23 protein-coding genes are annotated in these 26809 nt (G+C 47.9%); 3 read left to right on the top strand and 20 right to left on the bottom strand.

Annotation, left to right across the window (positions count from 1 at the left end):
• Positions 1-122: 122 nt before the first annotated feature.
• The 14 genes from ELR57_RS22215 to ku form a co-directional block, all read right to left on the bottom strand.
• Positions 123-1199 carry a Ger(x)C family spore germination protein gene (locus tag ELR57_RS22215; protein WP_126961284.1) on the bottom strand — a complete coding sequence of 359 codons (1077 nt, stop codon included), beginning with the start codon at positions 1197-1199 and terminating at the stop codon, positions 123-125.
• On the bottom strand, positions 1196-2281 hold the full coding sequence (locus ELR57_RS22210) for a GerAB/ArcD/ProY family transporter (protein ID WP_158630131.1): 1086 nt from the start codon (positions 2279-2281) through the stop codon (positions 1196-1198). The genes ELR57_RS22215 and ELR57_RS22210 overlap by 4 nt, the downstream gene beginning before the upstream one ends.
• The gene (locus tag ELR57_RS22205) at positions 2274-3602 is read right to left on the bottom strand and encodes a spore germination protein (RefSeq protein ID WP_126961282.1); all 1329 of its coding nucleotides are present in this window, start codon (positions 3600-3602) and stop codon (positions 2274-2276) included. The genes ELR57_RS22210 and ELR57_RS22205 overlap by 8 nt, the downstream gene beginning before the upstream one ends.
• A 276-nt stretch (positions 3603-3878) precedes the next feature.
• Positions 3879-4787, bottom strand: a complete 909-nt coding sequence (gene rbsK / locus ELR57_RS22200) for a ribokinase (RefSeq protein WP_126961281.1) — start codon at positions 4785-4787, stop codon at positions 3879-3881.
• A 181-nt stretch (positions 4788-4968) separates the two neighbouring features.
• Positions 4969-5703, bottom strand: a complete 735-nt coding sequence (locus ELR57_RS22195; protein ID WP_238162647.1) for a glutamine amidotransferase — start codon at positions 5701-5703, stop codon at positions 4969-4971.
• 59 nt (positions 5704-5762) lie between these two features.
• Positions 5763-7073: a M20 family metallopeptidase gene (locus ELR57_RS22190; protein WP_126961280.1), complete on the bottom strand. Its 1311-nt coding sequence runs from the start codon at positions 7071-7073 to the stop codon at positions 5763-5765.
• Positions 7074-7091: 18 nt separating this feature from the next.
• Positions 7092-7601: an ureidoglycolate lyase gene (locus tag ELR57_RS22185; protein ID WP_126961279.1), complete on the bottom strand. Its 510-nt coding sequence runs from the start codon at positions 7599-7601 to the stop codon at positions 7092-7094.
• Positions 7602-7633: 32 nt separating this feature from the next.
• The gene (locus tag ELR57_RS22180; protein WP_126961278.1) at positions 7634-8656 is read right to left on the bottom strand and encodes an autoinducer 2 ABC transporter substrate-binding protein; all 1023 of its coding nucleotides are present in this window, start codon (positions 8654-8656) and stop codon (positions 7634-7636) included.
• Entirely contained in the window at positions 8653-9606 is a 954-nt protein-coding gene (locus ELR57_RS22175; RefSeq protein WP_126961277.1) for an ABC transporter permease, read from the bottom strand. Before ELR57_RS22175 ends, ELR57_RS22180 begins: the two co-directional genes overlap by 4 nt.
• On the bottom strand, positions 9603-10565 hold the full coding sequence (locus tag ELR57_RS22170; RefSeq protein ID WP_126961276.1) for an ABC transporter permease: 963 nt from the start codon (positions 10563-10565) through the stop codon (positions 9603-9605). Before ELR57_RS22170 ends, ELR57_RS22175 begins: the two co-directional genes overlap by 4 nt.
• Positions 10562-12076 carry a sugar ABC transporter ATP-binding protein gene (locus ELR57_RS22165; RefSeq protein ID WP_126961275.1) on the bottom strand — a complete coding sequence of 505 codons (1515 nt, stop codon included), beginning with the start codon at positions 12074-12076 and terminating at the stop codon, positions 10562-10564. Before ELR57_RS22165 ends, ELR57_RS22170 begins: the two co-directional genes overlap by 4 nt.
• Before the next feature lie 84 nt (positions 12077-12160).
• Positions 12161-13174 carry a LacI family DNA-binding transcriptional regulator gene (locus ELR57_RS22160; RefSeq protein WP_126961274.1) on the bottom strand — a complete coding sequence of 338 codons (1014 nt, stop codon included), beginning with the start codon at positions 13172-13174 and terminating at the stop codon, positions 12161-12163.
• Positions 13175-14093: 919 nt separating this feature from the next.
• The gene (locus tag ELR57_RS22155) at positions 14094-14291 is read right to left on the bottom strand and encodes a hypothetical protein (protein WP_126961273.1); all 198 of its coding nucleotides are present in this window, start codon (positions 14289-14291) and stop codon (positions 14094-14096) included.
• A 104-nt stretch (positions 14292-14395) separates the two neighbouring features.
• Positions 14396-15253, bottom strand: coding sequence for a non-homologous end joining protein Ku (gene ku / locus ELR57_RS22150; protein ID WP_158630130.1), 858 nt, complete (start codon positions 15251-15253; stop codon positions 14396-14398).
• A gap of 202 nt (positions 15254-15455) precedes the next feature.
• Between ku and ELR57_RS22145 the strand changes: the two genes are divergently transcribed.
• Both ELR57_RS22145 and ELR57_RS22140 read left to right on the top strand, forming a co-directional pair.
• Positions 15456-16721, top strand: coding sequence for a DNA polymerase IV (locus tag ELR57_RS22145; protein WP_126961318.1), 1266 nt, complete (start codon positions 15456-15458; stop codon positions 16719-16721).
• The gene (locus ELR57_RS22140) at positions 16718-17188 is read left to right on the top strand and encodes a YhjD family protein (protein ID WP_126961271.1); all 471 of its coding nucleotides are present in this window, start codon (positions 16718-16720) and stop codon (positions 17186-17188) included. The genes ELR57_RS22145 and ELR57_RS22140 overlap by 4 nt, the downstream gene beginning before the upstream one ends.
• 844 nt (positions 17189-18032) lie before the next feature.
• Here ELR57_RS22140 and ELR57_RS22135 read toward each other — a convergent pair.
• From ELR57_RS22135 to ELR57_RS22115, 5 genes are all read right to left on the bottom strand, one after another.
• The gene (locus tag ELR57_RS22135) at positions 18033-19268 is read right to left on the bottom strand and encodes an S-layer homology domain-containing protein (protein ID WP_126961270.1); all 1236 of its coding nucleotides are present in this window, start codon (positions 19266-19268) and stop codon (positions 18033-18035) included.
• Positions 19265-20602: a hypothetical protein gene (locus ELR57_RS22130; RefSeq protein WP_126961269.1), complete on the bottom strand. Its 1338-nt coding sequence runs from the start codon at positions 20600-20602 to the stop codon at positions 19265-19267. The genes ELR57_RS22135 and ELR57_RS22130 overlap by 4 nt, the downstream gene beginning before the upstream one ends.
• Positions 20603-20837: 235 nt before the next feature.
• The gene (locus tag ELR57_RS22125) at positions 20838-21101 is read right to left on the bottom strand and encodes a hypothetical protein (RefSeq protein WP_126961268.1); all 264 of its coding nucleotides are present in this window, start codon (positions 21099-21101) and stop codon (positions 20838-20840) included.
• Positions 21102-21715: 614 nt separating this feature from the next.
• On the bottom strand, positions 21716-22594 hold the full coding sequence (locus ELR57_RS22120) for an ATP-dependent DNA ligase (RefSeq protein WP_126961267.1): 879 nt from the start codon (positions 22592-22594) through the stop codon (positions 21716-21718).
• Positions 22595-22863: 269 nt separating this feature from the next.
• Positions 22864-23610 carry a hypothetical protein gene (locus ELR57_RS22115; RefSeq protein ID WP_126961266.1) on the bottom strand — a complete coding sequence of 249 codons (747 nt, stop codon included), beginning with the start codon at positions 23608-23610 and terminating at the stop codon, positions 22864-22866.
• Positions 23611-24395: 785 nt separating this feature from the next.
• Here ELR57_RS22115 and ELR57_RS22110 point away from each other — a divergent pair.
• Positions 24396-25052, top strand: coding sequence for an EcsC family protein (locus ELR57_RS22110; protein WP_126961265.1), 657 nt, complete (start codon positions 24396-24398; stop codon positions 25050-25052).
• Between the two features lie 317 nt (positions 25053-25369).
• Here ELR57_RS22110 and ELR57_RS22105 read toward each other — a convergent pair whose 3' ends face one another.
• Positions 25370-26809, bottom strand: a complete 1440-nt coding sequence (locus tag ELR57_RS22105; protein ID WP_126961264.1) for a cell division protein FtsZ — start codon at positions 26807-26809, stop codon at positions 25370-25372.

Raw genomic sequence — 26809 nt, 5'->3', positions numbered from 1 at the left:
CGATTTTCCTCATCAGTTAGGGCGGAATCTCTCGAAGGAATGGCATTAAGTCCTGAGTAAAAAAATGACGCGAAACCAACCCTTCCGGGTGATTTCGTGTCTTTCGCTCATGAATTATGAATTTATCTTATTTTCAATTGACCTTCGTCCTGGATAATGACATGGACTTTGAATTTGATTTTCATAGAGGGGTAATACTTCGATCTCCAATGCTGCAATTCTTCCCGGGAGAGCTTGTTGCGGAAAAACTGCCCCATTCCTAAAATATCGGCTTCTTTGGCCTGAGCGGCCCGAAGCATCGTATCAAACCGCGATGATAACTGCTCGTCGATTTCCTGTTTGATTTCAACATTGGAAGGATCGCCCACAGTCTCAAGGACGGTCACTTTTAAATTAAGCTGGGCGTTTATTGTCGCTTGGTCTTCGCGCAGCGTGCTGCTTAGAGTCAATCGATCCGCTACGATTTTTACCGTCGCGCGATCCATGACCTCGATTTTGCCTTGCGTCCCTATCCCTTTGAACAGGTTATACAGCAGCGACTCTTCCGAATCGATGGAGCCGACCATCCGGCCGTTTTTGATAACCGCCGCTCCGGTGCTTTCGATCGTCGTCGTTCGGCCGGGCTTTATGGACGGTATGGCAACATCCCGCGTGTACGAGTCTATGCTGCGGTACACTTCCCAGATTCGGGTTTGCACGACTTCCGGCGACCATCCCGCGTTTTTTTCAAAAAAATTGTAGAGCTGAGTGCCACCGCCTTGGGATGAAGCCCCCAGCTTATCGAAAAGCGGCTCAAGCGTTCCGTCGCTGATCGCGGCGAACGTTTTGTTGGGAATGTCTCGGGACCTCATGAAGCTTTCTATGCTTTGCGCCAATCCCATTTCCGCAACGGGACGTTCGAAAATAATGACCTTTAGATGAAGCAAATCGAGTTTGCTTTCTAAGGATTTGTTGATTTCGTCCAAAATTGCGTTAATCGTAATTCCCGATTCGGAAATGATCTTTATATTCATTTCACTTCGGCTCACTTCAGGTATTAGAAGTAGCACTTTATATTTCTGACCGGTCTGCTTGACGCCCATAACGATCGGCAGAGAGCGATGATTGATGTCTTTGATATCCCAACATCCACTTAAGGCCATCGTAGCTGCGAACATCAACGGAAATAATGCCATACGCAACAGGCGGCATTTTCTCATGGTCGAATGACCTCTTTCCGACGGCGGCTTACACCGAGCGCGAAGGTAACGAGCGGTATGACGAAAGCTGCATACAAGCGCAGATACGTATTCCACCAAATCATCTGCTCGACATTGCTCCAACTCGGTACGAGCAAGCAAACGATAAACACAGTTGCTGCCAGTAGCACGCTTGCGATCGGGGCATTAAAGAAATGCATGCTGCGTTTGAGCAGTTGTAAAGTCATCCACATGACCAGAGATAAAAATAAGACGACGAAGCATAAAAGACTGATCATAAAAAAAATCGTGATTCTGTCGAACATCAGCCAACTGATATCCACCGTGTCCACTGCCATTATGAACGGGAAAGGAAACTTGGAAGCCGTATTTTCACCGAACGTCAAGAGCGGTACATAAACCGATATGAGAAAAAACGGCAGCAATAAGAGGCTAGCCATGATGATTTTGCGGCTTTGGTATGGAACATACGGAGGGATAAAGCCCAAAAACAAAAAGCCGCCCACAAAAGCGAACAAGCTCTGCAGGAATGGGCGGTGAAATACATAGGAGAAAGTTGCAGTCTTGCGATCCACGAAAGGAAGCATGTAGTGCCAGTCCACGTTTTGGAAAGATAGTATGACGACTATGATTAAAAAAGGGAAGAAAAGTAGCGCGATGAGCATGCTCGTTCTAAATAGCGATTCGATGCCCCATAAGGAGACCAGAGTGCTCAACGCAAGAAAAAGCAGCATGATCGTCCAAAGCGGCGTTTGGGCCAGAAATACCATGGTAACGATCTCGGCGTAAGCGCGAACCGTGATGATGAGCATCATCACGAAATAAACGGCAAGTGGAAGCAGCATCAGAAAAGCAAAAACGTTGCCTGCACTTTGAAACAAATCGATGACGTTTTTCGGCGCGCATTTACTCAACCCTTTTATATAAACAGATACCATGCCGATATGGATCACAAAACCGAGCAACACAGCGCTCCAATGTCCGGTGGAGAGACTGGCGATGATGTCCGCCGGATAGAGGAAAAAGATTAGGCCGAGATTAGTGATCAGGCACATAGCAATGACTTGGATGCTTCTATCCATAGCGGCGCCCTGCTTTCCAGCGAGATAAGTAAGGGATGCCGAAGGTATTGACATGCCCCAGATACGCGCAGATAACGACGATTCCTACGAACAGGCCCAATAATCCGAACATCGATGACAGAATCAACAATAGATATTTGTAGATACGGATGGACATGGTATTTTGGACGCCGATAACCGCAAAGTTTGCGATCGTCGATGCTGCCAATATAATGATAAGAACGTTGCTGACTAGCTTTGCCTGAACGACGGCCTGTCCCAATATGATGCCGCCCACCATCGTGATCGTCGGTCCGATCGTTTTGGGAAGACGGACGGCGGATTCAAATGTCAATTCAAGGACCAGCAGCAGGAGCAGCGTTTCGACCAGGGCCGGATACGGGACGTCTACACGGCTCCCGGCGATCGAGAGCGCGATCTCGATCCGTAAAACCTCGGGATTCACCGACACTAGCGCGACGTACAAACCAGGCAGCAGAATACTGAGCAAAACACCGAGGACGCGCAAGACCAGTAATGAAAGTTGTAAAAGGGCAGGGACGTTGCGGTCGCTCTGCGAGACGAACATATCGGATAACAAAATCGGGAGCGTTAGGGCAAACGGAAACCGGTCAAGCAGTAATACAACTTTGCCTGCAGCCAGCGCAGAGGCTGCTTCCTGAGGTATTTCGGTCGTATTATAACGGGTGATTATCGTCCATTTTGAAAATCCAAGCAAATCGGATAATGCCTGCAAGTCGGGGATGTCCTTCTCGGGGAGGGACTCTATTTTTTGCGAGATGGATTGCAGGAGGCGTTCGTGGATCTTCCCCTTCACATAGAGGAGAACTATCCTTCTGCGCTGGTCCCGTCCTAGCGCATAGGATTGCATTTGCAGTTTCTCAGTTGGCATGCTCTGTTTAATAAGCCCGATATTTGTATCGAGCTCCTCGTTGAAAGCGCTGATGGCGCCCCGTACCACGTTTTCCGTCGTCGGGGATTCGATGGAGCGGGACAATGTACGACTGACAGGGACCAACCTCATGCACCGATCACTAATGTCTGAATAGATGAGCATTTGCCCGTCGGCGATTGCGTTCAATACTTCCCGTTCGCCCGGATCGTTCATCGGAATGCCGACTCCACTCTTTAGATCGAATAACGGCTTATCAGCAGCGTCTGCATTCAAGGTCAATTGCCTGAGCAAGGTGACCGTCTGCGGGAGGTCGATCAAGGACCTGTAGCCGGCCAGTACGACTGATTGATATGCGAGAATCATAGGATGAAGGAATAAATCCGAATCCACTTCCTGTCTCGACTTTAAAAACTCCGGCAGATTCATGCGTCACACCTCTCTGATTTCCATTATCCCCTTAGTCGGAGTTAGGTAAACGTATGCAGTAAAGTAAGGGGTTACAGTTATTCAATTCAACTCGCTCCTGGTTTGTATTCGGCTAGGTATCTGACTGAGCTACAACGTCAGGGCCGTTAAGCTTGCGGGATTTCCAAAGTATTCGCATGTTAAACATTGTTTTAAACGGGCTCCATCAAAATTAATGTGTAGTGTTTTCTAAATGAAAGCGAGCGAACCGGAAACAGCCGGTTCACTCGAGTGTGCTTAGCCCTCGAGGAAGTCTACAATCTCTTCTCGCGTCGGAATTGAGCTCTGTGACCCCTGTCGTGTAACGGCGATCGCGGCGGCCGCAGACGCAAAACGAAGTGCGTCAAAGACCGCAAGTCCATCCGCCATTGCAGCTACATATGAACCGATAAACGTATCGCCTGCAGCGGTCGTATCCAAAGCTTGGACGTGGAATGCAGGAACCTGATACGATACACCTGATGCATCAAGCGCATAGGCACCCTTCCCACCCAAGGTCACGATTACATTGGATGCACCGGCTTGTCTCAGCTTGTAAGCGGCAGCCTCCGCGTCTACTGCAGTTCTGACCTCTAAGCCACTAACAACAGCGGCCTCCGTCTCGTTAACGACTATCGTATCGATTAATGGGAAAGCTTCCGGAGGAATTGTAGTCGCGGGCGCAGGGTTATAGTAAACCTTGATCCCTCTGTCCGCACACAGCTTCATCGCGTGCAGATTGGCCTCCAATGGGATTTCGTTCTGCAGAAGTGCGAATGCCGCGCACTCGAAGGGCCCATTGGAAATGTCATCAGGTGTTAGTTCCCCATTACTGCCTGCAGACAAAATTATTTGGTTCTCGCCGCTATCTGACACCGTGATGAAGGCCAAGCCGGAAGATCCTTGCTTCGTCTTCAAATGTGTAGTATCCACACCGAGCTCCCGCAAGGAAGAACGAAGAACCTTGCCAAACTCGTCGCTGCCAACTGCCCCCACCATGACGACTTCGCCGCCAGCTTGCGAAGCTGCACCCGCCTGATTAGCCCCTTTGCCACCTGGATGATAAGCAGCCCCGCGTCCGTGAATAGTCTCCCCAGGTTCCGGGAAACGGACAACCTCGTTTACGATATCCATGTTAATGCTACCTACAATTACGATCTTGCCCATCTTTATTCCTCCGCCTCTATTCGCTAAGTATGATTGACAATTCTTTGGACCAACAATATTTACAATTTCACGGAAAGAAAATAAAATCAGCATTTCTATTCTTTCGTTCTTTGATAGTATAAAGACGCCCAATTGGGCGTCTTTTGCTTCTAAATGAGAGTAGAAATGAAGTATTATAATGTTACTTTAAAAACCGAATAAGATTGGACCAGAACAATGGGTATTTATCCCATCCCATGAATTCCAGCGACCCCCAATGTGGTGAGCAATCGCTAGCGAATGCTGCCGTCTTGCCCGCACCGAAGCGACCCACGGTCAAAATGGCATCGTCTTCGTGTCCGAGGAGCATCTCAGCATCAGGCTTTGCAGTTAAGCGATTGTAGCCAAGTAACTTTGGCCATACACCCAAACCGTCCACTAGTGGATGGGAAGCGGTCGCGGATGGCGCGAAACCGTTCGGCATCTCCACACGATCATCTCCGTCAGCCATAATGACCGGAAGCACATCGGCTAGCACCGAGTTCTTGTAATTGGCCTTTCCCTCGATGCCCATGAAAGTCAGGTATCCGCCAACCATCAGAAGGCCACCGCCTTCAGTCACGAACTGCTTGATTAGTTCCAACGGGTTCGGAACAACTTGCATCTGATAGAACGTCGAATTCTGAAGCAAGAATGTATTCGCGCCGATATCGCTGAGCACGATGGCATCGTAAGCTTGAAGTTCCTCAAGCGACTGAGGAAAGCGCACCTGTACTTCATGTGCTTGCATGTAGGTGACGTCTATTTTGTTCTCCCTCAAACAGGACAATAGATAAGTCGCACCTTCCTCGTACTTAGTCGAGGTGAAGCTGTCGTAGCCCTTCGTATGAATCATATGGATAATCCATGATTCACCAATAAATAAAATTTTCATCATAGTCTCACCATCCATTTCTAATCAGGAAGAACGCTCTACCTTGAGGCGCGGGCGAACCGTCAGGCCTCTTCTACGCCACACCAGTTAATAATTGTCTTCGCGATCATCTTGACCGCTTGAATTACTTCGTCCACTGGCGTAAATTCATCGCTGTGATGGGCCAAGCTTGGGTCACCAGGACCAAAGTTGATGGTGGGAATGCCGACATTGACGGGCCAGCCCATGTCCGTGTGGAAGCCCAATCCTTCGATCTTGCCTTCTTCTCCGATCGCCTTCAACGACTGGACGCAGGTCAGTACGAAGGGATGAGAGGCATCGGTTTCCGCGCAGTCAGCGTCAACCAACCACTCGATTTCCGGCAAATGCTCGCTTAGCCAGGGGTCTTCCTTGGCTGCTACCGTTAGAAAGTCTATCAGTTCCTTCTTCACATTGCCGCCGACCAACTTCTCGTCGCGTTCGGACGGTAAATACTGTGCATTGAACACAATCTCAGCCTCATTTGCAAAGGAGGTAGGGTACTCGCCTGCGTTGAGTTGCGCGACATGCACCTGGCACGGAATCGATAGATACGGATGCTTCTTCCGCGCTGCCCAGTCCTCGTTCAACAGGTCCAGTTTCTCCAGCAGAAAACGAGCCTTCTTGATTGCATCGACCGCGCCGCCGTCCTTCCAGTCCGCCTGCGGCATTTCAATATGTCCACTTCGGCCCTGTACCTTGATCTTGCCCCACAAAATCCCTCTGCACAGCGGAGCAATCGTCAGAGATGTCGGCTCGGTTAGGATGCAAGCATCGGTACGATAGCCGTGATGGATGAAATCTAGCGCGCCCATGCCGCCAGCTTCCTCATCCACAACTGTTCCAACGACAACCGAGCCCTTAGGCTTAAAGCCACTACGGATGACTGCTTCGATCGCCATAATCATAGCGGCGACGCCGCCCTTCATGTCAACTGTGCCGCGACCGTACATCTTGCCGTCCACGATCTTTCCTTCAAACGGATCTACGGTCCACTTACTACCCGCCATGACGACATCGATGTGACCAAACAGTAGAAGCGACTTGCCCTTGGCTTCCGGCTCGAAGGTCGCAGCCAGATTCGGTCTACCGGTGAAATCTCTTCCCGCGTAGTAACCGGCCATCCCCTCATACTGCTTCAAATCATCGGCGATCGGCTCCCAAAGCTCAGTGCTCGCCCCTAGCCCGGACAACTTCTGTAGAAGGAATTCTTGCAGATCCTTTTCTTTCGAAGGCACCGGTTCGTCGAAGAACCATGGATTTACACTAGGAATACGGATGAGCTCTTGTAGAAATGTTAAAATCTCATCCTGGTGCTCGTCGATCCACTGCATTATTCGTTGTTCCTGATTCATGCTGTTACTCCTTCCTATCTAAACGAATAGAATCGTGTCGTTTCTTTGGAAATACACCCATGGCTCGACCATCTCATCACCAAACTTGTCCGGCTTTTTCTCAATGCCGAACAAATAACGCGCGTCTTCCGCGGCCGCATACGCTGGACTATGCCAGACCCCCCGCCCGATTACGATCGCTTGACCAGGTTTGATCTTGAAGCACTTTACCGTGGTAGGGTCTGGCCGCTCATCCGGGTCATCAATATCCGCGCAGCGGGCTACCGGTTGAATGATCTCCCGATCGAAGGTCAACAGTAGTTCTTCCCGGCTGACGTGCCGTTCCATCGAATCCACAATTGGCTCCCGACGCCGTGTAACGACCAATCCGAACCCAACCGGCACATTCGCGTCTAGCATTTGAACATAACTCCAACAGTCCCAGCCGTCTCCACTCTTAGAAGGAGCGCTGTCGGGCAGGTCAATGACCTTTCCATATGGAGCGAACGCCTCCGGCGTCAGTTCCTCGATTTGTATTTCATGCTGCATGATTAATTGCCTCCCCGTTCAGCTTGCGCTTCTTAGAAGCCGAAGCTGTCTACGTTGTCCTGGGTCACCTGGAGCGTACCGATGAATACGTTCTGGCCATCCACTTTCACCGTTCCGACAGTCGGAATGTCCATGCCGTCCGTGATCTCCTTGCCTTGTGCCAGTTGATCAAGAACATACACCGTCGCGTACGCCAGTTTACCTGGATCCCAGATGATGTCTGTTTTGATTGTGCCGTTTTTGATGTAATTCTTCACGACGCTCGGTACGGCAATGCCGGTAATCGCAATCTGACCTTGTTTCAACGTTCCGTCTTTGATAGCTTGCTCAACAACCTCCGCGGCAGCCGGAGGCTCACCACCAGCAAAGCCGATAATGCCTCGCAAGTCCGGGTACGTCTTGATCAGGTTTTGCGCGTTGGCATACGCCTTCTGCTGATCATCATCGCTCGAGACGGTCGTCACTACCTCGATGTCAGGATAGTTCGCTTCGAAATAAGCCTTTGCCGCATCCGACTTGGCAATCTGATTTTCCGATCCCAGCCCGGCAACCATGAAGGCCACTTTACCATTGCCGCCGATTTCGTCCCCGATCGTCTTGGCCAACAGCTCACCGACGGCTTTATCGGTGTCCGGAGCGACATAGTACTGGCGATCCGAATCCGGCGCGTCGCTGTCCCAGGTAACAATCTTGACGTTCTGCCCTAACGCTTTTTTGAAAATCGGGCCGACCGCCTTCGCGTCGTTAGGCGATACGCCGATTCCGTCGACCTTACGAGTCAGCATATCTTGAATCATGTTGATCTGCTTTGAGGAGTCTGCTTCAGTCGGCGCATTGTAGACAACCTTTACGTTCAGATCACTAGCCGCCTGTTCTGCCCCCTTCTGTGCCGCCGCCCAGTAGGCTGGACCGATGGACTTCGGATTGATGAAGTAGGTACGGGAACCCGAACTGCCGCTGTCGGCCGATGACGCATTGTTAGTGCTCGTGCTTCCACATGCCGCCAAGCTTAATGCCATAACGCCTGTGAGAACCATCAATGCTACTTTTTTCATTTAGATAACCCCCTATTAAACTGTTTATTACCTACAGCGATGAGCAACAATGCACCGAGAATAACCGCCTGATAGAGCACCGATACGCCTAACAAATTCAGCCCATTGCGAAGAAACACAATGATTAGTAACCCAACGAATGTCCCCGACAAGCTCCCCCTCCCCCCAAAAATATGTGTGCCGCCTATCAAAGTAGCTGTGAGAACATCCAGCTCTATATTGGTACCTGATGTCGCCTCCGCACTTGCCAGACGCGATACCAGAAAGACACCCGCCATTGCCGAGAACAAGCCGCTGAGTAGAAATAAGATAAATCGTGTGCGCACAACGGAAACCCCAGAATAATGAACTGCCTCTTCGTTGTTTCCAATACCGTATACGTAGGTACTGAATCGCGTCCGCTTCATAACGAAGTTGGCCAACAGGAAAACGACCACGAGAAAAATCACGTTGAATGGAATGCCGGCAATGTATTGTTGACCCAGAAAGTAGAAACTGTCCGGATAGCCACTGATTGGTCGGCCCTCGTTGAGAACGTAAACCAGACCGCGCAGCATAACTAACATTCCAATCGTCACCACAATCGCCTGCATGCGATGCCGGGCGATCAGATATCCGTTGACCGCACCACACAACAAACCTGCGAGTAGTGCAACGAAGACGCTAACCCAGATGTTCAGGCCTTGCTGGAAGGCGATCCCCATGCAGACAGCCGAGAAACCGAGAATGGAGCCAACTGAGAGGTCCATCGCACCAGAGATGATGATCATCGTCATTGGAATGGCGATCAGGCCTACCTCGACCATCTGATTGAAGACGTTCATGAAGTTGGTAACAGACAAGAAGTAGGGAGAAATGATGCTGAACAGGACGAGAATGAAGAGCAGAAGGAGAAGCTGGACCTGCAGCTTGTTCTGCTTGAAAGAGAGCCCAATCTTCAGCACGTTCATAACAGATCACCCTCTTTTCTTTTATTTTGTCTGATGCGTTGCAAGGTATTGATTATAATTGCCAGAATTATCAGAAATCCAGTGGTTGCATCTACCCAGAAAGGAGAAATCTTAGTAATGATCAAACCGTTTTTAATGATTCCCATAAATAGAACACCTATCATCGTGCCCGCCACAGTGCCAACGCCACCAAAGATGCTGCCCCCGCCAATGAGGACGGCAGCCATCACTTCGAAGGACAAGTTGCTTCCTGCCGTTGAAGCTTGCACACTCCCCACCTTAGAGGCGAAGATCACAGCTGCGATGCCAACCAACATGCCGCTCCACACGTATACAGTAAACTTCGTTCGGGCTACGCTGATGCCAGCAAGCTTAGCTGCTGAACCATTCCCGCCGATAGCGTAAATCCTTCGGCCACTTCGGGTAAATTTCATTAGGTAGATGAAAAAAGCGATTAGCACGATGGCCACAATGAGCGGAAACGACAGGCCAAGCAATTCACCTTGTCCGAAATACCTGAAACCATTCGGAAAATTCGTCATCCATGTGCCACCGCTAATTCCGACCGCAATCCCCCGGAAGATGTACATTGTAGCGAGTGTCACGATTATATCGGGAATTTTCCGTATCGCGATAAAGTAACCATTCACGGCTCCGCACAGCACTCCGATACAGACGCCTAACAGTGCTGCGATCCACGGATGCATACCGTGATTAAGGAACACGCCGACAGCGGTGGCGGTGAGCGCCAGCACGGAGCCGACGGACAAGTCCATTCCCCCCAGCAAAATGACCATCGTCATGCCAATCGCCACGATTAAGGAGGTAATATTCTGGTCTAGTATCAGCTTGGCGTTGTCGGCCTGAAAAAATCCGGACGACAAGCTGGAAAACAGCACGATGACCAAGAGAGTAAACAGAATGATCGGTGCTTCTTGAATGTTCGCGATTCGCTTCATAGAAGCTCTCCTTCCGTAGCGCGAGGGTGCGAAGCACGTCTGAGCAACTGTTCCTGATCGGCTTCTCCACGAGCGAATTCATGTACAATCTCACCCTTATAGAGAACCAGAATACGGTCGCTGAGACCGATCACCTCCGGCATCTCGGAAGAGATCAGAAGAATGCTCAGGCCCTCCTGCGCCAGTTGATGAATGATACTATAAATTTCAGCCTTGGCTCCGACATCGACACCACGAGTCGGCTCTTCCAGAATCAGAATCTCCGGTTCTGCCGCAAGCCACTTGCCGATAACAACCTTCTGCTGATTCCCGCCGCTTAAGAAATCGACGCTCTGCTGATCGTTCGGGGCTTTAATCCGCAGCTTGTCCATATAGTCATGACTCATCTGCTTGATGCGCTTTTGGTCCAACACTGGTCCTTTCGATAGCTCCTGAAGCAAAGGAAGGGAGAGATTCTGCCGAATGGACATTGGCTTTATAATACCTTGGCGATGGCGATCCGGCGGCACATAAGCGATCCTCTTTACCTTGGCATCGCCAGGTCGTCGAATCCGCACCGCTTCACCGTTGACGAGAATGTCGCCTGTTCCACGTCTCAGGCCGAATAACCGCTCGGCAATCGTATGAGAACCGGAGCCAGGAACGCCAAACACTCCGAGAATCTCGCCTTTTCGTAGATCAAACGAGACGGCGTGGGATGCGTCCAAAGACAGTTGCCTGACTTCTAGAACACGCTCCTCGCGAGGCTTCTGATCGCGGACCGGATAGAGCTGGTTTACTTCTTTGCCTACCATCATCTGAATCAGGCTCTGTTCTGTAACCTCCCCAATGCTCCGAGTTTCGATCTTCGTACCATCTCGCAGTACCGTGACCTTATCCGCAATTTCAAAAATTTCTTTCATGCGGTGCGATACGTACACAATCGCCACACCCTGTGCCTTTAACCGCTTTACAACGTCGAACATCTTCTGCACTTCGTTCTCAGGCAAAGCCGCGGAAGGCTCGTCCATTATCAGCACATCTGCTTGGAAAGACAACGCCTTAGCGATCTCGATTACCTGCTGACTGTGCACCCCAAGATGGCGCACCTCTCGACGGACGTCAATCTCGCCGCCGCCAATGGAGTCGACGAGACGTTGCGCTTCGTCGTATAACTTGGACCATCGGATCCGCCCAAGGCTTCCGACCATCTCTGGTCGGTCGATAAAGATGTTCTCGGCGGCAGATAGGTTAGTGAACAAATTGAATTCCTGATGGATAATCGATACGCCTTGTCTCTGAGCGTCGAGTGGGTTACCGAACACGACCTCCTCGCCCTTCAAACGAATGGTCCCCTCCGTCGCCTGGTAAACCCCGGACAGAATCTTCATCAGTGTCGACTTGCCGGCACCGTTCTCTCCCATCAAGGCATGAACCTCACCCGGATACAGTTCGAAATGAACGTTGGACAAAGCCTTTACGCCGGGGAATTCCTTACTGATTCCTTCCATTGTCAGAACCGGATTTTCCATGGTAACTCCCTCCCTATTCCCGTCGATTGGGGTCATTGGGGCATGTTATTTAGCTGATTCTTCAAAGTTAGCGTTACTTAAGGACTACCTGAGATTCTTGACCGATCCGCGCTTCAACAGTTCCACCCCGAGAACAACCCGCATGGGGTTTCCTGCTTCCCGCGGGGTATCCCTGATCTTACGAACAAGTAATTCTGCCGCTTGAAGCCCCATCTCCCTGGTCGGTCTTCGAACTACAGTTACTTGCGGTTTCACAAACTGGGCCAGTTCGTTCTCGTCAAAGCCGATTAGAGAAATGTCCTCTCCTATCTGCAGATCCAAATCCCGAATCGCCCGGATTGCTCCCTTGCAAAGCACGTTGTTCGCGGCGAATATCGCCGTAGGCGGGAGTTCCGATTTTAGTAACTCGATTGTAAGTTGATATCCGTCGGCTTCTGCCCAGTGTCCCTGCTTGTGGTAATCGGGATCGGTTGATAGCCCGCTTTCCAGCATCGCCTGCTGGTAGCCCCAATATCGATCCTTGCCATCATTAAAATCATGCTCGCCGTCGATGATGGCAATCCGTTCGTGCCCGAGCTCGATAAAATGTTTCGTCGCCTCATAAGCACCCCGATAGTTATCTATCATGACGCCATCATGCCCGCAGTCATTAAAATAACGGTCCACGAGGATGGTGGGCTTTAGAATCCCTCGGTAGAACTCCGCTTCCTTGTGGCTACCGATCAAAATGATGCCATCTACATTCTTCCCAAGGAAGCTCTCGAGGAATTCTTCTTCCTCACTCTCTTCCCCGTTGGTGGAGAGAACCAGTGTAAAGAATCCTTCCCGCTTGGCTACTTCTACCGTTCCTTCGATTACCGCCGTGAAGAAAGGATTCTGAATATCCGGTACCACGACTGAGAGCATTTTCGTTTTCTTGTTCACCATCGAGGCGGCCATCGTATTCGGAACGAAGTTCAGCTCCTGTATGGCCTTGAGCACGCTCTTACGGGTGGAATCGCTCACACGGTCTAACCCGTTGATGACTCGGGATACGGTGGCGACGGAAACGTTAGCTAATTTGGCTACATCTTTAATCGTGATATTCCGGTTGCTCATAGCTTCCCTTCTTCCCCATTATTGTAAAAACGTTTTTATACCTGTGGGATCATTAAATTAAACATTCATGACAACATAATTATTTTATTTGTCATAACGTTTACACATTTGCTGAACTCATTCTATTACATAAAAGTTCAGACTTCAATAGGTTTCGACGAAGAATGACAGATATAAAGCGCTTTCAATCAAAAATATATTACATGTCGCGTTACTTAATCGTTGTTTTATGTGTATTCCCATTTATATATCACTATTTGAGTGAGAATATGTAACGCGAAAAAACTATTGATACATTTGGTCAAGTGTCTCGATCTTCCTTGCCATCTGTAGTAGCAGTATTGACAGGTTCCTCCTCATTTCATCAATAAGGTGCCACCGAACCGCATTAGAAACTCTCTCTAAGAATGCATGACGGAGCGGTGTTTCTTGGCCGGCTGCCGTCATGCATTCTGAGCTATAGTATCCCATTAGGCTTTTACGACATAATGGAACAACAGGCTGGAGACCCGAGTGTGAACTGCAGCCACCGACTTCCGCCGTCACCGGCGTGTCAGTCTACAACTCTTTTTCTTGGTCTAATACTTTGTTTTTCAGTCTAACTTTATTTTCTTTAAACATTGATACTGTCGATACAGAGACTCCTGCCCGCTTGCAATATCATTAATATTTGCCTTGCATTCATAAAATAAAAAAGCCACGCTCGGCGCGGCTTCTAAAGGATATATGTTCTTGTCCTCCGACATTGTTACTTTAAGTTAATCTTCGGAATGCCTCTTCTAGACGCGATTTAATGAGTTGGCTTCTTTGCTTACGAAGGGTCCGCATTTCGCGAATGAAGTCTGCGGCACTTAATTCCGTTGGGCCAAACAGCAGCGCATCTTTAGGCTGAGGTCCGATGGTGGCTCCGTCGCGTGCCTCATGGCTTTTTATCCTTAACAAGGAATTCATCCACGCCCAGCAACGTCACTCCCCCACTAGTCGTATCTTCCTTTACCCATTGGCCACTATCGGCACTTTTATAGATGATATAGCCGCCGTTGGCTTTGAGTCGGGCAAACTCACCAGTCTGGCTCGGAAGTTTCTGTAGCAGCTCAATATCCAGCTTTCTTGTCATGTCTCCCCCTGATCTTGTTGGATGGATTATTAGCTTCAGTATAGCAAATAAGCATTTGCTGTCACCATGCCACCTTTCCCTCTACTGGGTCAGTTGCTTTATTTTTATGCAGTTTCAGTACTCCCAGGTAATTCGATACTCTCCAAATTCTTTTTACTAGCCTTGGTGCGCTTAGCTCCCCTGCTCTTCTTATCCGCTTGGATAGCCTCGATACTTGCTTGCAGTGCAGACATGAGATCAAGGATCGTTGTGTTGCTCGCTTGAGGCGGGATAATAATCTGATTCCCTGCAATCTTCTCTTGGATATAAGAAATCAGCTGTTCACGGCTGTCATTTCGATAATCGGCTGCCGTATATGGTTTACTCATCTGTTCAATAAGCAACTGAGCAAGCTCAATTCCTTTACGTTCAATCTTTGCTTCTGCCCGTAGGTTGGGCACTGCCTCGACGGATCGAATCTCGTCCGGGTAGTACATGGTTGTTAATGTTAAGCACTCCCCTACCGATTGTATGGCAGCCAAACTGCTCTTCGATCTAATGGAAAGCTTGCAGATCGCGATTTTTTTCGATTGATTCATTGCTGCTAAAAGTAATTGGTATCCATTCACACCAAGGGTATCAGGAGACAGGAAGTACGTTTTTTGATAATGGAGTGGGTTAATTTCATCTCTTTGCATGAAATGAAGAACCCGAATCTCTTTACTCGCTTCAGGAAGAATTTGATCTAATTCCGCCTTCTCGAGCAACACAATTCGCCCTTTTTCATACTCAAAGCCTTTAACGACATCTGCGGAATCTACTTGAGTGTGGCATGTAGAGCAATTACGGACTTGATTGATCGGGGTCCCGCATGGCCGGTGTACGGTTTTAAAAGTGATCTCCTTCTCTTCTGTTGCAGAATGGAGTTTAACGGGAACACTAACCAGTCCAAACGTGATAGAGCCCTTCCATAAAACATGCACTAGACTCACCTCAATAGAATTTATTGAGTTTTAGTATTCCCTTGCTTGGATAAATATAGACTTTTTATATTCTCGAAGTAAATTAGTCAACCAAGAAATCAACGTAATGAGACGATCTCAACGGACAGTATAATTTAACCTATTGAAGGGAACACTAGTTCGTATTAATATTGAAGAACATACATTCCCATCGGAGGCGAGAATATTGGGAAAGAACGAACGAACCATACTTCTAATTGACGGGCAATCTTTTTATGCTTCCGTTGAAAAATCCGCTTATCCGGAATATAAAAATAAGCCCGTCGCTGTTGGAGATCCGGATCGCAAGTCCGGAATAATACTCGCCGCATGTCCTATTGCCAAAGCCCGCGGAGTAACGACCGCTGAGCGCGTTTTCGAAGCACAAGCGAAATGTCCTGATCTCATCGTCATTCGGCCACGAATGCAGAGATACATCACAATATCGCTTCTTATTACGAAGATTTTCGAGAATTTCACTGACCTGGTTGAACCGTATTCGATAGACGAGCAATTTCTCGACATTACAGGGTCTCTCGCCCTGTTCGGCAGTTCAGAAGAGATTGCACGCCAAATTCAAGCTCAAGTTCTTGCCTCGACTGGCGTATGGTCACGTGTGGGTATCGGTCCGACTAAGATACTTGCCAAAACGGCAACTGATAATTTTGCAAAGAAGCGCGAAGATGGCATTTTTCAACTTGGCCCCGAGAATATCGAAAAAGATCTCTGGCCGTTACCTATTAACCAAATGTTTATGGTCGCATCTCGAATGACAAAGCACTTTGTACGGATGGGGCTGCCTACGATCGGGCATGTCGCCAGACTCGAACTTGGTGATTTTAAGCGGCGCATGCGGAGAGAAATGGGAAAGCAAGCGGATATCCAGGCCGAATATTATTGGCAAACAGCCAGAGGTATAGACCCCTCCCCTGTTGTCCCAAGCATACGTGGCAAGCTTAAATCCGTTAGCCATGGCAAAGCACTACGTAGTCATTTATACAAAAAGATTGAGGATATCGAGGTTGTTTTACTGGAGCTCGTCGTTGAGGTATGCCGAAGAGCAAGGAGACATGGATATATGGGGCGAGTTGTTTCTGTCGGTGCTGTCGAAACTGATGGAGAGAGAGCCTTTCATTTCGGTAGACAATTAACCTTGCCCCATGCCACTTCGCTTACACACGAGGTAGCTGCAGCTGCACGAAAACTATTTATTGAACATTGGCGCGGACTCCCGATCAGCCGGCTATTTATATCCCTGACAGATCTTGCGGGAGACGATGTTTACCAACTTACCCTGTTCGACAACCGGCCCGCTGCGTACGCGATTGAGCATGCAACGGATTCAATCAAGGATCGATACGGGGATACCGCGATTATGAGGGCTTCTTCTTTGCTCAATTCAGGAGTAGCTCGGGAAAGAGCCGGTCAGATTGGAGGACATTATAAATGAGCAAGTTGGACGGCAATGAGCGTTGGAAGTCCAAAATGCTGCTAACAGAACACCAAGAGCAGTATGAGGCGCGCAACGACAAACCAATGAGTCAGCGCCAAACCCAGGAAGAACGGTTTTTAGTCAGGGATTATGTCGTGCTTCCTCATATGCTTACGATGGCAGATAACAGCCAAAAAACCAATAGTTCATCAGCAAATCCGCTTAAGTCAGTTATCGATCTCTTTCTTCAGACGCTTATGGATCGGATTAGTGGTGAAATCCAAAAAACTGTCCGCGAGCTAAATAGGCGCAACATAAAAGTGAACCAAGATGAGCATTTCGACGATGTATATTATTTCCAAGTACGCTGCCGCGGCTTCGTTGAGAAAGTCGGATTCACTCGAGAAGTAATGAAGTCAGAGATTAGGGTCAAAATGAATAAATTTTCTGAAGAGATGTTGTCGCCATCGAAGAAAAGCATTTAAAACTATTGAATCTGCTCTAGAATATGGCATGCCAAAAAGCCAGGCGGGTGTAGACCTGGCTTTTGGCTTGCAGGGTCAGGCAGAGCCTGCCCCTTTGTTGCTATAATGTCTTAGTTAGGTTGGTGGCTTTCAGCGTCCCCGCTCCCAAACTATGATGAGCTGAAAGCTCGACATGCGAATGAGCCTCATCCCACCATACTTCTTCGCGTCAGTCAGGGAAAAATCCACAGACCTCGTCGCTCCGAGTTTCAGTGCAGTGAAGACACCAATTCTCGATGTCCAATTGAATCGCCACTGGACGATTCCCCACCCATTGCACATCGCCGAATCTTCCATTCTCGGAACAACTATCCACTTAATTACCTTAGACGTTAACGTCCACATTACAATCCCCCCTAACCACAAAACGGAAGCTGCCCGTAGCGATTAGTACATGGCAAGAGGTTCGGGCAGTAAATCTTTCCCTGTCTTGCCCGCTTGAGTATTATAGCAGACAAACTTCAGATTTCTCATAGACTTTACTCTTTTTTTCGCATTGCATCGCCACCAGGAGTAGGTCACGGTTTCCAAAAACGCCTGGCGAGCGAGCGGCTCGCATGCCTTCTTTGACCTTGGGAGCGAAATCACGCTGGGCGACGCCAAAGAGACCATGAGGCGCCGTTTTCCTTATACACGAGGAAGGTGCCGTTATTGACGGCCACTGCGCGCGCCCTGGTGCTTGTCATCTTGGCCATTCCCCTTTGCCCGAGCCCAGTAAACGAGCACATGGCTCATGGGAAGTGTCGCAAAAAAACATGGGTTTTACAGGGGCATTGAAAAAGCCCCAAAGGGGGCTGGTGAAGGGTCATTTCAAATAAATGGCGGTTTGAAGACCATCGGCAGTTAAGATAGATATCGGTATCCCGCCTTTATGTACATAGTCTTCTTTTACCCAATAGGATTTGGTAACCCCTTTTTCTCCGAGGGCCAAAAAGGTAGGCCTGTCCAAAATCGGCAAACCATATTTTTGGGCTTGTTTCTCATCTACACGATATGGCGAGGTGATAAAGTTATACCCACTCGCCAAGGTGGTGGAGTTTGTAATGGACGTCTTTGTTGTTACCGTAAGAAGGGCATAGACTTCATATTCATTGGGGTATTCCCCTTTGTACGTGGCTGGATCGTTAAAGAGCGGGAAGTAGACGCCGCGATCGGTCACGCCCACATCTGCATCGACCACAATGTATTTCTCGATTTTAAATGTTGCGGCTCCATTTTTGAAATTAATTTCGTGCCCAATGACTTCACCTAAGGTGTTTCGGTATTTGCTAAAATCCGCATTTCCGCGACTCACCACGTTCGTTCCCGTCGTGCCGACTTCTCTTAACTCATCGAGTGCGAGAAAAGACGATGCCTCTTTCGATGCCGCGTTCAAATAGCGATAAAGGAGTACGCACGCTTCTGCGCGAGTGGTCGTATTCGCGATCCCGAAATTCCCGTCTGGAAGCCCTGCCATGAGCCCGCTCCCGAGCGCAACCGCAATATACGGCGTCATCACCTGACTGATTTGCCCTTTGCCTTGTTCGACAAATGGCAGCAGGGTGCTTTTTGTGTCTTCGTAAGCCTGGTCGTACCCTTTGTCGGTTTTCATGAGCCCCTGTACGAGCCATTTGGCCATCTCATACCGCGTAAGGGGCTGATTGGGCTTGAAGGCGCCGCCTGCAAAGTCCTTTACGTTGAGATACCCCTTGGTTACTGCTGCCGTGATGTCGGATGCCGCCCAGTATGTCGCGGGAACATCGCTAAAAGGGCTCGCCGTTGCTGGTTCCCCGCTGCCCCCTGATGCGCGGACCAGGATGCTGATAAATTCCGCCCTCGTGATCGTGTTATTGGGCCTAAAGGTGCCGTCCGTAAATCCCCCGACGTAGCCCTCTTTTGCCGCTCTACTAATCGAAGCGCTTGCCCAGTGTGTCGTGACATCGCTGAATGGGGCATTGGCTGCCGCTGCTTCCGCTTCTGCTTTTTCGGTGGTACGGGTTTGCCCGTAAAATAAGGTGATCGCAATAAGCGTACTTGTTATAACGATGATCCCTTTCTTCATGAGGCGGCCTCCTTGTTGTAATGATTCTCCCTACGCACTAAATGGGCAGGGTAATGGTCAGCAGTTTTTGTTTGCCGCTGTACGCCAACTTGGCGCCAAAAAGCGTGCGCAGGTCCGAAAGCTTTAGATAGGTGACGCCGTCGACGACTTGATAGCTGACCGCTTTGCCGTTTACGGTTGGCGATTTTTTTTGCCGCGCTGTAGGACACGTCTGCGTCCAGCACGTGCCCGACTGCTTTCAGCGGAGCATAGAGGCTGCCGCCGACAAGGCGCGCAAACCCCGCATCTTCACCGTTCACGAGCATCTGCACATCATCTTGAACGGGGGTTTGTGCCGCGCTCGGATACACTTCCATTGGCTCAGGCGGAATCGCGACCGAATCTGCGACCACGTGGACGACTTTTTCGGTTTTTAAGGTGACCCCCGTTTCGCCCAGCTCATCGGAGATAAACGTAATTTTAGCCGTGCCGATACCGACCGCATCCAAATCCCCATACTTACTTACCGTGATGACGTGTTTGTCGGAGGTGCTCCACGAACCAAACGTCGAAAAATAGTCGCCGCTCGCGTACGTGGCCACGCCCCCAAGAAGGAAGCCATCCCCCACGTGAAGCGTGAGCGGAGCGGCGGGAAGCACCCTCGATCCATTTGCGATCGTTACCGATTGCGGCATCCCGACCGTAAGGTGCGCGGCTTTGTAATAGAACCCGCTTACGATGCTGCCTTTGCTGTCGGTTAATACGGTTTTATCGGTACGCACGGTGATGGCCGACTTTTTCATCGGGGCGTACATCTTCACGCCCAGCCGCAAGGAGAGCAGGTCATCAGGCGCATCGGTCTTGTTTTTTAAGAAACTCTTCCCCGTTGCCTTAACCGTCAAGCGGATCTCTTTTCGGCCATCACTGGGGTCAAGGTCCAGCGAAACAGGAGCGCTCACGGAAATGTCCGAGAAAAATTCAACGCCATAAGGATTGTTTGCTTTCGGGTTTTGCCACTCGTAATTTTGCATAAACGTGTGCTGGCGCCAAACCTCATGCCCTGCCGCCTCGTCGTAAATGACCAGGTTGTTTTGCGCCTCAAATTCGGTTTCATCGTAGCTGATCGTAATATCGGCTGCAGAGAGGCCGTTTTTGTCGGCCGCATCGGTATGGTAAAGCCCGACCCGTAGCCACACGTACCCGCCAGGGATTTGCGAGGCGCCCCCTTCTTCCGCGCGGACGATCACGCCCACCTTTTGCGCCGCGGCGGCAGCCACAACGTGCCCGTTCACGCCAGCAAACAAGAAGCTTTCGACTAGAAGCGCGATAAGCACAAGCATCCAACCTGTTCTCATTGCCGTTCCCCTTTTCTTCCCGCAGTTGTTTCCATCTTATCCCATACTCCCAATGCTTGTCGATCCATCGTGCTTTTTGGCAAATAAAAAAAGCCCCTAAGGGGCTTTGTACCAAAAGGCGTGGTGGATAACGGCATACTCAGCCGTTTCATACGCATAAAACAGGTGTACAACAATGCGAGCGACTTCGTATTTCGATACTTGGTGTTGTGCGGCCAGCCACTGATGGCAGTTCTTATTTTTGACTGGAGAGGTAGTCCGGGAAAGCCAATTCGAGAAATACCCCTACCATGCCATCGCACTCATAAACGGATGTTACTTTAAGATCGCGTCCTACGATTCCTTTCAATGTGGGTTGCTCGCGCTCCATCAGCCAAGTATCTTGATACGAGAATTTTAATGTCACTCCTCGTTTCAAGTCCTCTGAATAACCATCGCTTCTTTGAAGAAAATAATTCTGGTTATCAAACGTAAGATAATAGAAAAGTGCCTTCTTCACAATTAACCAACCTCCACACTCAAATTCCGAATAAAAAAAAGCGCTCCAATGATGACACATCGTGTCAGCAGAGGAGTGCTTCTCCTTTTTTTGTCTCGTCACAGAGACTATATTCGGTTGTACTGATAGTAATCCTTTTACAGATATCTGTCAACTAAGTGTAGAAACTGGGTATAAGTCATGAATAGGGTCTGCTCCCCTCTATCCCACCGTCTAGGAGGCATCAGGCATCCATGAACAGCTAATAAAACCTCGAATGGTCTGCTCTCCCCTATCTCAGCGTGTAGGAGGCGTCAGGCAGCGTGAGCAGCTGATAGAAGCTCGAGGGTCTGCTCTCCCCTATCCCCCACCTATAGCACGCGATCAGGCGGCGCGAACAGCTGACGGAAGCTCGAAGGTCCTGCTCTCCCCTATCTCAGCGTCTAGGAGGCGTCAGGCAGCGTGTACAGTTGATAGAAGCTCGAAGGTCCTGCTCTCCCCTACCCCTCCGTCTACGACGGATCAGGTGTTACAGATCGCCCAGATCGCCTAAATGATCTAAGTCCCTTTCCTAGCGCCAGGCAGCATAAGTAGCAGTCTTCAAAATCCCTTGCCTTCCTGTCTCTGTCTTCTGACTACACCGTACAAAACTCTTCAAATTTAGGAGACCTTAGTTTTCCGTCTTTTGTAAAACACTGATACTTAACTCGACAACTTAAGATTGGTTCTAAGAAGACCCATTCTTTGTTTTCGCCTTTAATAATTTGCTTTGAGATTGTATGAAATGCTCGTATGACGTTCCTATGAGGGGGAAATTCAATAACACCGACATACTTTCCTTCAAGCTGCAGTCCCCACCCAAAGGAATTTTTTCGGATTGATGAGACCTGGCAAGTAACGTATTGATAATCTTTTATCTTAACAATGACATCTTGAGGCCTTGAATCAAGATGATATGTCGAATTCGCGTTGTACTGTACGATGCCTTCTAGCCCCTGCTGCTGGACATTCGTGAATAGTTGCTCGCCATTATCATATAAAGGAGTAACCGATAAGATATCTGTCGTTTGGACTAACGTCTGCAGCAGATCCCGGCGTTCCTGAAATGTCTTGTGTAAAACCGATTTGCCGTTAATCCATAAGAGATCCCAAACCGGAAAATGGGCCTTCAAAGTCCTGCAGATTTGCTGAACGGCTGCCGGCTTTTTGGTGTTGAACCTCATCATCGCATCGTCCCACCAAATCTTATATGGCTGATCGGAAGTTTGCGTAAGATCAAACGCTATACACTCTCCGTCTAATATTGCAGAGGTTACCGGGAGCTTGATGTTCAGGAGCTCAGGAAAACGATCCGTCACTTCTGTTCCATGTCTTGTGAATGCCCTAACTTTCCCATCATCATAATGAATGATAATTCTGAAGCCATCCCATTTTATACTGGATTTCCAATCCTGCTTTATTTCTTCAGGGGGTAATGGCTGTAATAACATCGGTTTTATTGGTTGATTTAACATGGGCGTTCCTCCGCCAACACCTTATCATTTAAAGAAATGGAAAGGTATATGGAAACGGTGGTTCGCCTGAGAAATATGTACAGGTTTATTTAATAACTTATGAAAGCTCCTTATCTTTCCGCTATTATGCGCATTGATTTTTTAACTATTCCTTTAAATCATGAAAGAGCTCAATTGATCAAACTAAGTGAAAAAAAAGACCACAGGATTAACTGCCCTGTGGTCTTTTCATGTATTCGGAGCCAATTATTCGTAATGGTGCAGCTGTACTAATCAGTTTGCTCTGGAATAGTATATTCTTTTTTGATTTCGTCTTGGAAATTTTCATCTTCATACTTCTTAATAAACTCTAATTTCGCAGCTGTATCTTCTTTCTTTTTAAAGACCCCAATCTTCTTCGGGTTCTGATTCCACAGCTCAGTTGCTTTCGCTCGGAGACGTTGGCGGACCCGATCTTCAGTAAACATTCGGTTGAGATCATTCTGTCGCATTTCTGTTATCAAGCGAATACGCTCTTCTTCCTTCATCCGAGCTTCTTCTTCTGGGCTAGGCATTAAGCTAAGCCGTTGTTTATAGGAGTCGATTACTTCATTCATTTCTTCTTTTATCGTTTGTATTTCTTGAAGTTCCTTACGAAGGAATTCGCGCAAACGATCTTCTGCTAGTACCGGCAGGCCCCCTACCCCATCTTCCTCCGAATCAAAATTAGGATCGTAATGGAGATGTTGCGGGAACTTTTCGACGATCATTGTACCGATGGCCTGCATGGTTATATTATTTCCGAATCGTTGTTTAGCTTCGTAAATGAAACGCAGGATTTCGATATCCTTTAGGCTAAAGATCCTCTCCCCTCTTTGGTTTCGAGGTATGGTATGGACTTTAAGGTGATGTAAGTCGTTGACCCAGTTGCGCATCGTAGGAACTGGGATTGTTACACTTTCTTTCTTCAGCATTTCGTTAGCTATTCCAATGGTCACATAGCCCTCATATTGTTCGAATTGATCTGCCAAAGTCATTGAGAGCCTCCTTCCGCCTCTTAATAATTAGCTCCTATATGTTAATAGTCTCTCTTTGATAGCCTCTTATAGCTCATTATAGGCATAACCGAACCAATTATATCATATAGTTAGCTCTTTAAGTAGATTGTTGGCAATTACTAAGACCCTCCTAACTCCTAACAAGCTACTACTCACGCAAGATTGGCTGTCTGTAATCTACCTATTAGTAACCTTTCATATGTTGGTCGGGAGATGACTGATAAATAATAAAAGGGCTTGATATATCATGAGATAGAACACCGATAATTAGTAATAGACTACCAACTATCGATAGACTATCGGAGATTCAACTGAATTTGATTACTTTTAGATGATGATATACTAGGAGGTAGTTAGTTAATAATTATTAATAGGCTATCATCTATAGAGAGGCTATCAGTATAGCTGTTAAAGCACACGGAAATGACCTATTAATAGGCTCTATTTAGGCTGTTGTGAGCTAAGAGCCTGTTGAGATGGGATTGTTGAGCGACAATTGCAGCTGTCATTAACATCGGGGAGGGGAATCCGGGCTTATTAGCCGAATAATTCGCCTGTTTGGTTAAGTAACGGTTTGATTAGACCAGTAAATAAAGTTATAGACTGGCCGTTGGCATTAAGCTATCGGGAGATTACTTGCATAAGTAATTCGGATAAGGTGTCATATGTATAAATTTGTCTGATTTTGAAAAATGAATAGAAGGTTTTTAAAAAATCACCTAGAATATTCATATTAATTCATCGAACAGAGAGGGAAAAATGAAATGGCGAAACTGAACCAAGAGGTAATTGTAAAGGCTTTAGATTGGGCATATGATAAAGCCCTTAATGGTCTGCCAGGTACTGATAACGCTGAAGAACTTGCGGAGAATTATCTGCGTAAAGCCAAATCTATAGATGAAGCAGTTGACTCACTAATTAGATGGCAAACATCATATTCAGCCAGTTCGGGATTCCTGACCGGACTTGGCGGAATTGTAACTCTGCCTGTTGCTATACCTGCTAATTTAGCAAGTGTGTTATATGTTCAATTGAGAATGATTGCAGCAATTGCTCACTTGGGTGGTTACGACCTACGTGACGATAAGGTTAAAGCATTTGTGATCATGTGTTTATGTGGCAATGAGGTAAAGGAAATCCTTAAACGCTGTGGGATTGTAATAGGTAATAAACTAGCGAAAGCAGCCATTAATATGATCTCAGGCGCAGTAATTACAAAAATAAATCAAAAAGTAGGCTTTCGTTTGCTTACCAAATTCGGAAGTAAAGGTGCAATTAATCTAGGCAAGATGATTCCGTTAGCTGGTGGACTCATCGGGGGGACTGCTGATGGAGTTTCTACTGTAGTTATCGGAAAAGTTGCAAAGAAACTGTTTATTACAAATGGAAATGATGATTACGACGTTCAGTTAAATGCTTAATATTAAGAAAATATTGCATCATAGGAGTAAGCTAACGGGTAACGTTAGTTTAATAAAACAACAGCAGTCTTGGACTTTCTTTACTCGTCCCTGGCTGCTGCTGTTCCGTTTTTAGGGTCAGTCTAATACTTATTTTTCGGAGCCTGACGGTTTAGCAATTCGAAAAACCGTGTAGATTCAATACATCCAGTCTAAAACTTTATTTTCTCAAGACAGTTGGAGCGATGAACGGAGAGTGGGGGAGAAGAGGTTGAGGAAAGGGCAAACAATAGCCTCCCAATCCCCATGTACAGGGTTATTGGGAGGCTATTAAAAGCTTATAGGTTGTTAGGATCTATGCCTGAGAAGTCGAGCTCAACATCATCAGCTGTGAAATCGTCGTCAGTGGGTTTGTCTTCTTGCACATCAGCAATAGAAATACCAAAGTCGCCAGGGTCTAACCCGAGATCGAATTCTTCATCAGTGGCAACCGCGATTTGTTGGATTGTATCCGACGAGAAATTCATTGTTCTTTGCTTGGCCATGAACTCTTCATATTCTTTAACAAGGCCTTTGGAGAGACGTTCTGGCAAGGCATCGGCTTTATAGAAGGAATATACCGTCACTTTAAAGTTATTAGGTTCATTCAAGTAACCAGAGAAGATTGTTCCTTGAAGTGGGAGTTTGTTGACGATATCTTCTTTGGCATTATCGATGAAAGAGCTGCCCAGTTTGCTGAGATCTGGAGGAATTACACCAAGCAAGCCAACGTGATGGACTCGGGCATAAGTAATTTCTCCATCCTCGCTCACTTTTTGCAGTGCAATAGGGTCGTGGAGGTTGTTGCTTTCAATGGACTTTACGAATAATTTCGTCAGATCATCCGAGTTCGTAATCGATTTTACATTCTGTTCTACCCGGTTGAGGACTAAGCAGCCTTCTTTCTCAAGGAGGATGCGCTTAAAGTCATTGGAGTCCATGATTACCGAGGTTCCGCTGCCATTCGTTGCAGTATTCAGTTCATGGAAAATGGAGCTGATCTCGTTATTTGCAAAATCGCGGTAATTCTTAGAGTTTGTATCGACTTCATTCTGGAATCGTTCATAAAACATTTGGTTATCCGGGAAGTCAACAAACGCAATTCCCTTGGTCGGGTTCTTAGCCATATCCCATATGCGTGAAGCAAAATCGTTAACCTGGCGGAGCACATCAGGACCATCACTTCTTACAGGTATCGTTGCAATGACGCCGATCTTTTTAAACTGATCTTTGACCTGGTTATATGCGTTGCTTTGGTGCTTCTTGAAATTTTGTTTGAAGTCAGCATCACCGACTTGCTTACGAATCTCTACTAAGGCTTGTTTAACAAGACGAAGATTGTAGAACTCGTGGAATTCCTCGATCGCTTTTACGATAGTCGCAGTGCCGGTACCGCCGCCCAGACCAGCGATGAATAATACTAAGGAATCCTGGACACGAACTTTCTTCGTAATGAAATCCTTCAACGTTTCCTTTGCCTGTTCGTTTTGTTCGAGAATATTGAGTGCTTTTTCTGGGTTTTTGCCCAGACCACCGAGCTTTAAGGAGATCCGATTATCTTGGGGGATATATCTTAACTCCTCGAGGTCACCATCGTTAGAGTTAAGTGCTAAGCAATTGTAGACCGGCTTTCCGTCGCGCGATTTATAAGCTGCAAACTTATCTGCGATCCGAGAGCCAGCTTGTCCATAACCGACAACAGTAATATCGATAGAAGGGGTGTTATCACGGAAAGACAT

The sequence above is a fragment of the Cohnella sp. AR92 genome, assembly GCF_003990975.1.
Taxonomy (GTDB): domain Bacteria; phylum Bacillota; class Bacilli; order Paenibacillales; family Paenibacillaceae; genus Cohnella.
Note: the sequence above shows the minus strand (reverse complement) of the source record. Positions and strands in the feature narration are given on the sequence as shown.

Bases quoted from the DNA above. Each gene is read 5' to 3' on its own strand.
- ELR57_RS22205 (WP_126961282.1), bottom strand. From the start codon at position 3,602: ATGAATCTGCCGGAGTTTTTAAAGTCGAGACAGGAAGTGGATTCGGAT.
- ELR57_RS22160 (WP_126961274.1), bottom strand. From the start codon at position 13,174: ATGAGCAACCGGAATATCACGATTAAAGATGTAGCCAAATTAGCTAAC.
- rbsK (WP_126961281.1), bottom strand. From the start codon at position 4,787: ATGGGCAAGATCGTAATTGTAGGTAGCATTAACATGGATATCGTAAAC.
- ELR57_RS22170 (WP_126961276.1), bottom strand. From the start codon at position 10,565: ATGAAGCGAATCGCGAACATTCAAGAAGCACCGATCATTCTGTTTACT.
- ELR57_RS22120 (WP_126961267.1), bottom strand. From the start codon at position 22,594: ATGTTAAATCAACCAATAAAACCGATGTTATTACAGCCATTACCCCCT.
- ELR57_RS22195 (WP_238162647.1), bottom strand. From the start codon at position 5,703: ATGATGAAAATTTTATTTATTGGTGAATCATGGATTATCCATATGATT.
- ELR57_RS22135 (WP_126961270.1), bottom strand. From the start codon at position 19,268: ATGAAGAAAGGGATCATCGTTATAACAAGTACGCTTATTGCGATCACC.
- ELR57_RS22175 (WP_126961277.1), bottom strand. From the start codon at position 9,606: ATGAACGTGCTGAAGATTGGGCTCTCTTTCAAGCAGAACAAGCTGCAG.
- ELR57_RS22215 (WP_126961284.1), bottom strand. From the start codon at position 1,199: ATGAGAAAATGCCGCCTGTTGCGTATGGCATTATTTCCGTTGATGTTC.
- ELR57_RS22180 (WP_126961278.1), bottom strand. From the start codon at position 8,656: ATGAAAAAAGTAGCATTGATGGTTCTCACAGGCGTTATGGCATTAAGC.
- ELR57_RS22155 (WP_126961273.1), bottom strand. From the start codon at position 14,291: ATGACAAGAAAGCTGGATATTGAGCTGCTACAGAAACTTCCGAGCCAG.
- ELR57_RS22210 (WP_158630131.1), bottom strand. From the start codon at position 2,281: ATGGATAGAAGCATCCAAGTCATTGCTATGTGCCTGATCACTAATCTC.
- ELR57_RS22165 (WP_126961275.1), bottom strand. From the start codon at position 12,076: ATGGAAAATCCGGTTCTGACAATGGAAGGAATCAGTAAGGAATTCCCC.
- ELR57_RS22190 (WP_126961280.1), bottom strand. From the start codon at position 7,073: ATGAATCAGGAACAACGAATAATGCAGTGGATCGACGAGCACCAGGAT.
- ELR57_RS22140 (WP_126961271.1), top strand. From the start codon at position 16,718: ATGAGCAAGTTGGACGGCAATGAGCGTTGGAAGTCCAAAATGCTGCTA.
- ELR57_RS22185 (WP_126961279.1), bottom strand. From the start codon at position 7,601: ATGCAGCATGAAATACAAATCGAGGAACTGACGCCGGAGGCGTTCGCT.
- ELR57_RS22105 (WP_126961264.1), bottom strand. From the start codon at position 26,809: ATGTCTTTCCGTGATAACACCCCTTCTATCGATATTACTGTTGTCGGT.
- ELR57_RS22110 (WP_126961265.1), top strand. From the start codon at position 24,396: ATGGCGAAACTGAACCAAGAGGTAATTGTAAAGGCTTTAGATTGGGCA.
- ELR57_RS22115 (WP_126961266.1), bottom strand. From the start codon at position 23,610: ATGACTTTGGCAGATCAATTCGAACAATATGAGGGCTATGTGACCATT.
- ELR57_RS22130 (WP_126961269.1), bottom strand. From the start codon at position 20,602: ATGAGAACAGGTTGGATGCTTGTGCTTATCGCGCTTCTAGTCGAAAGC.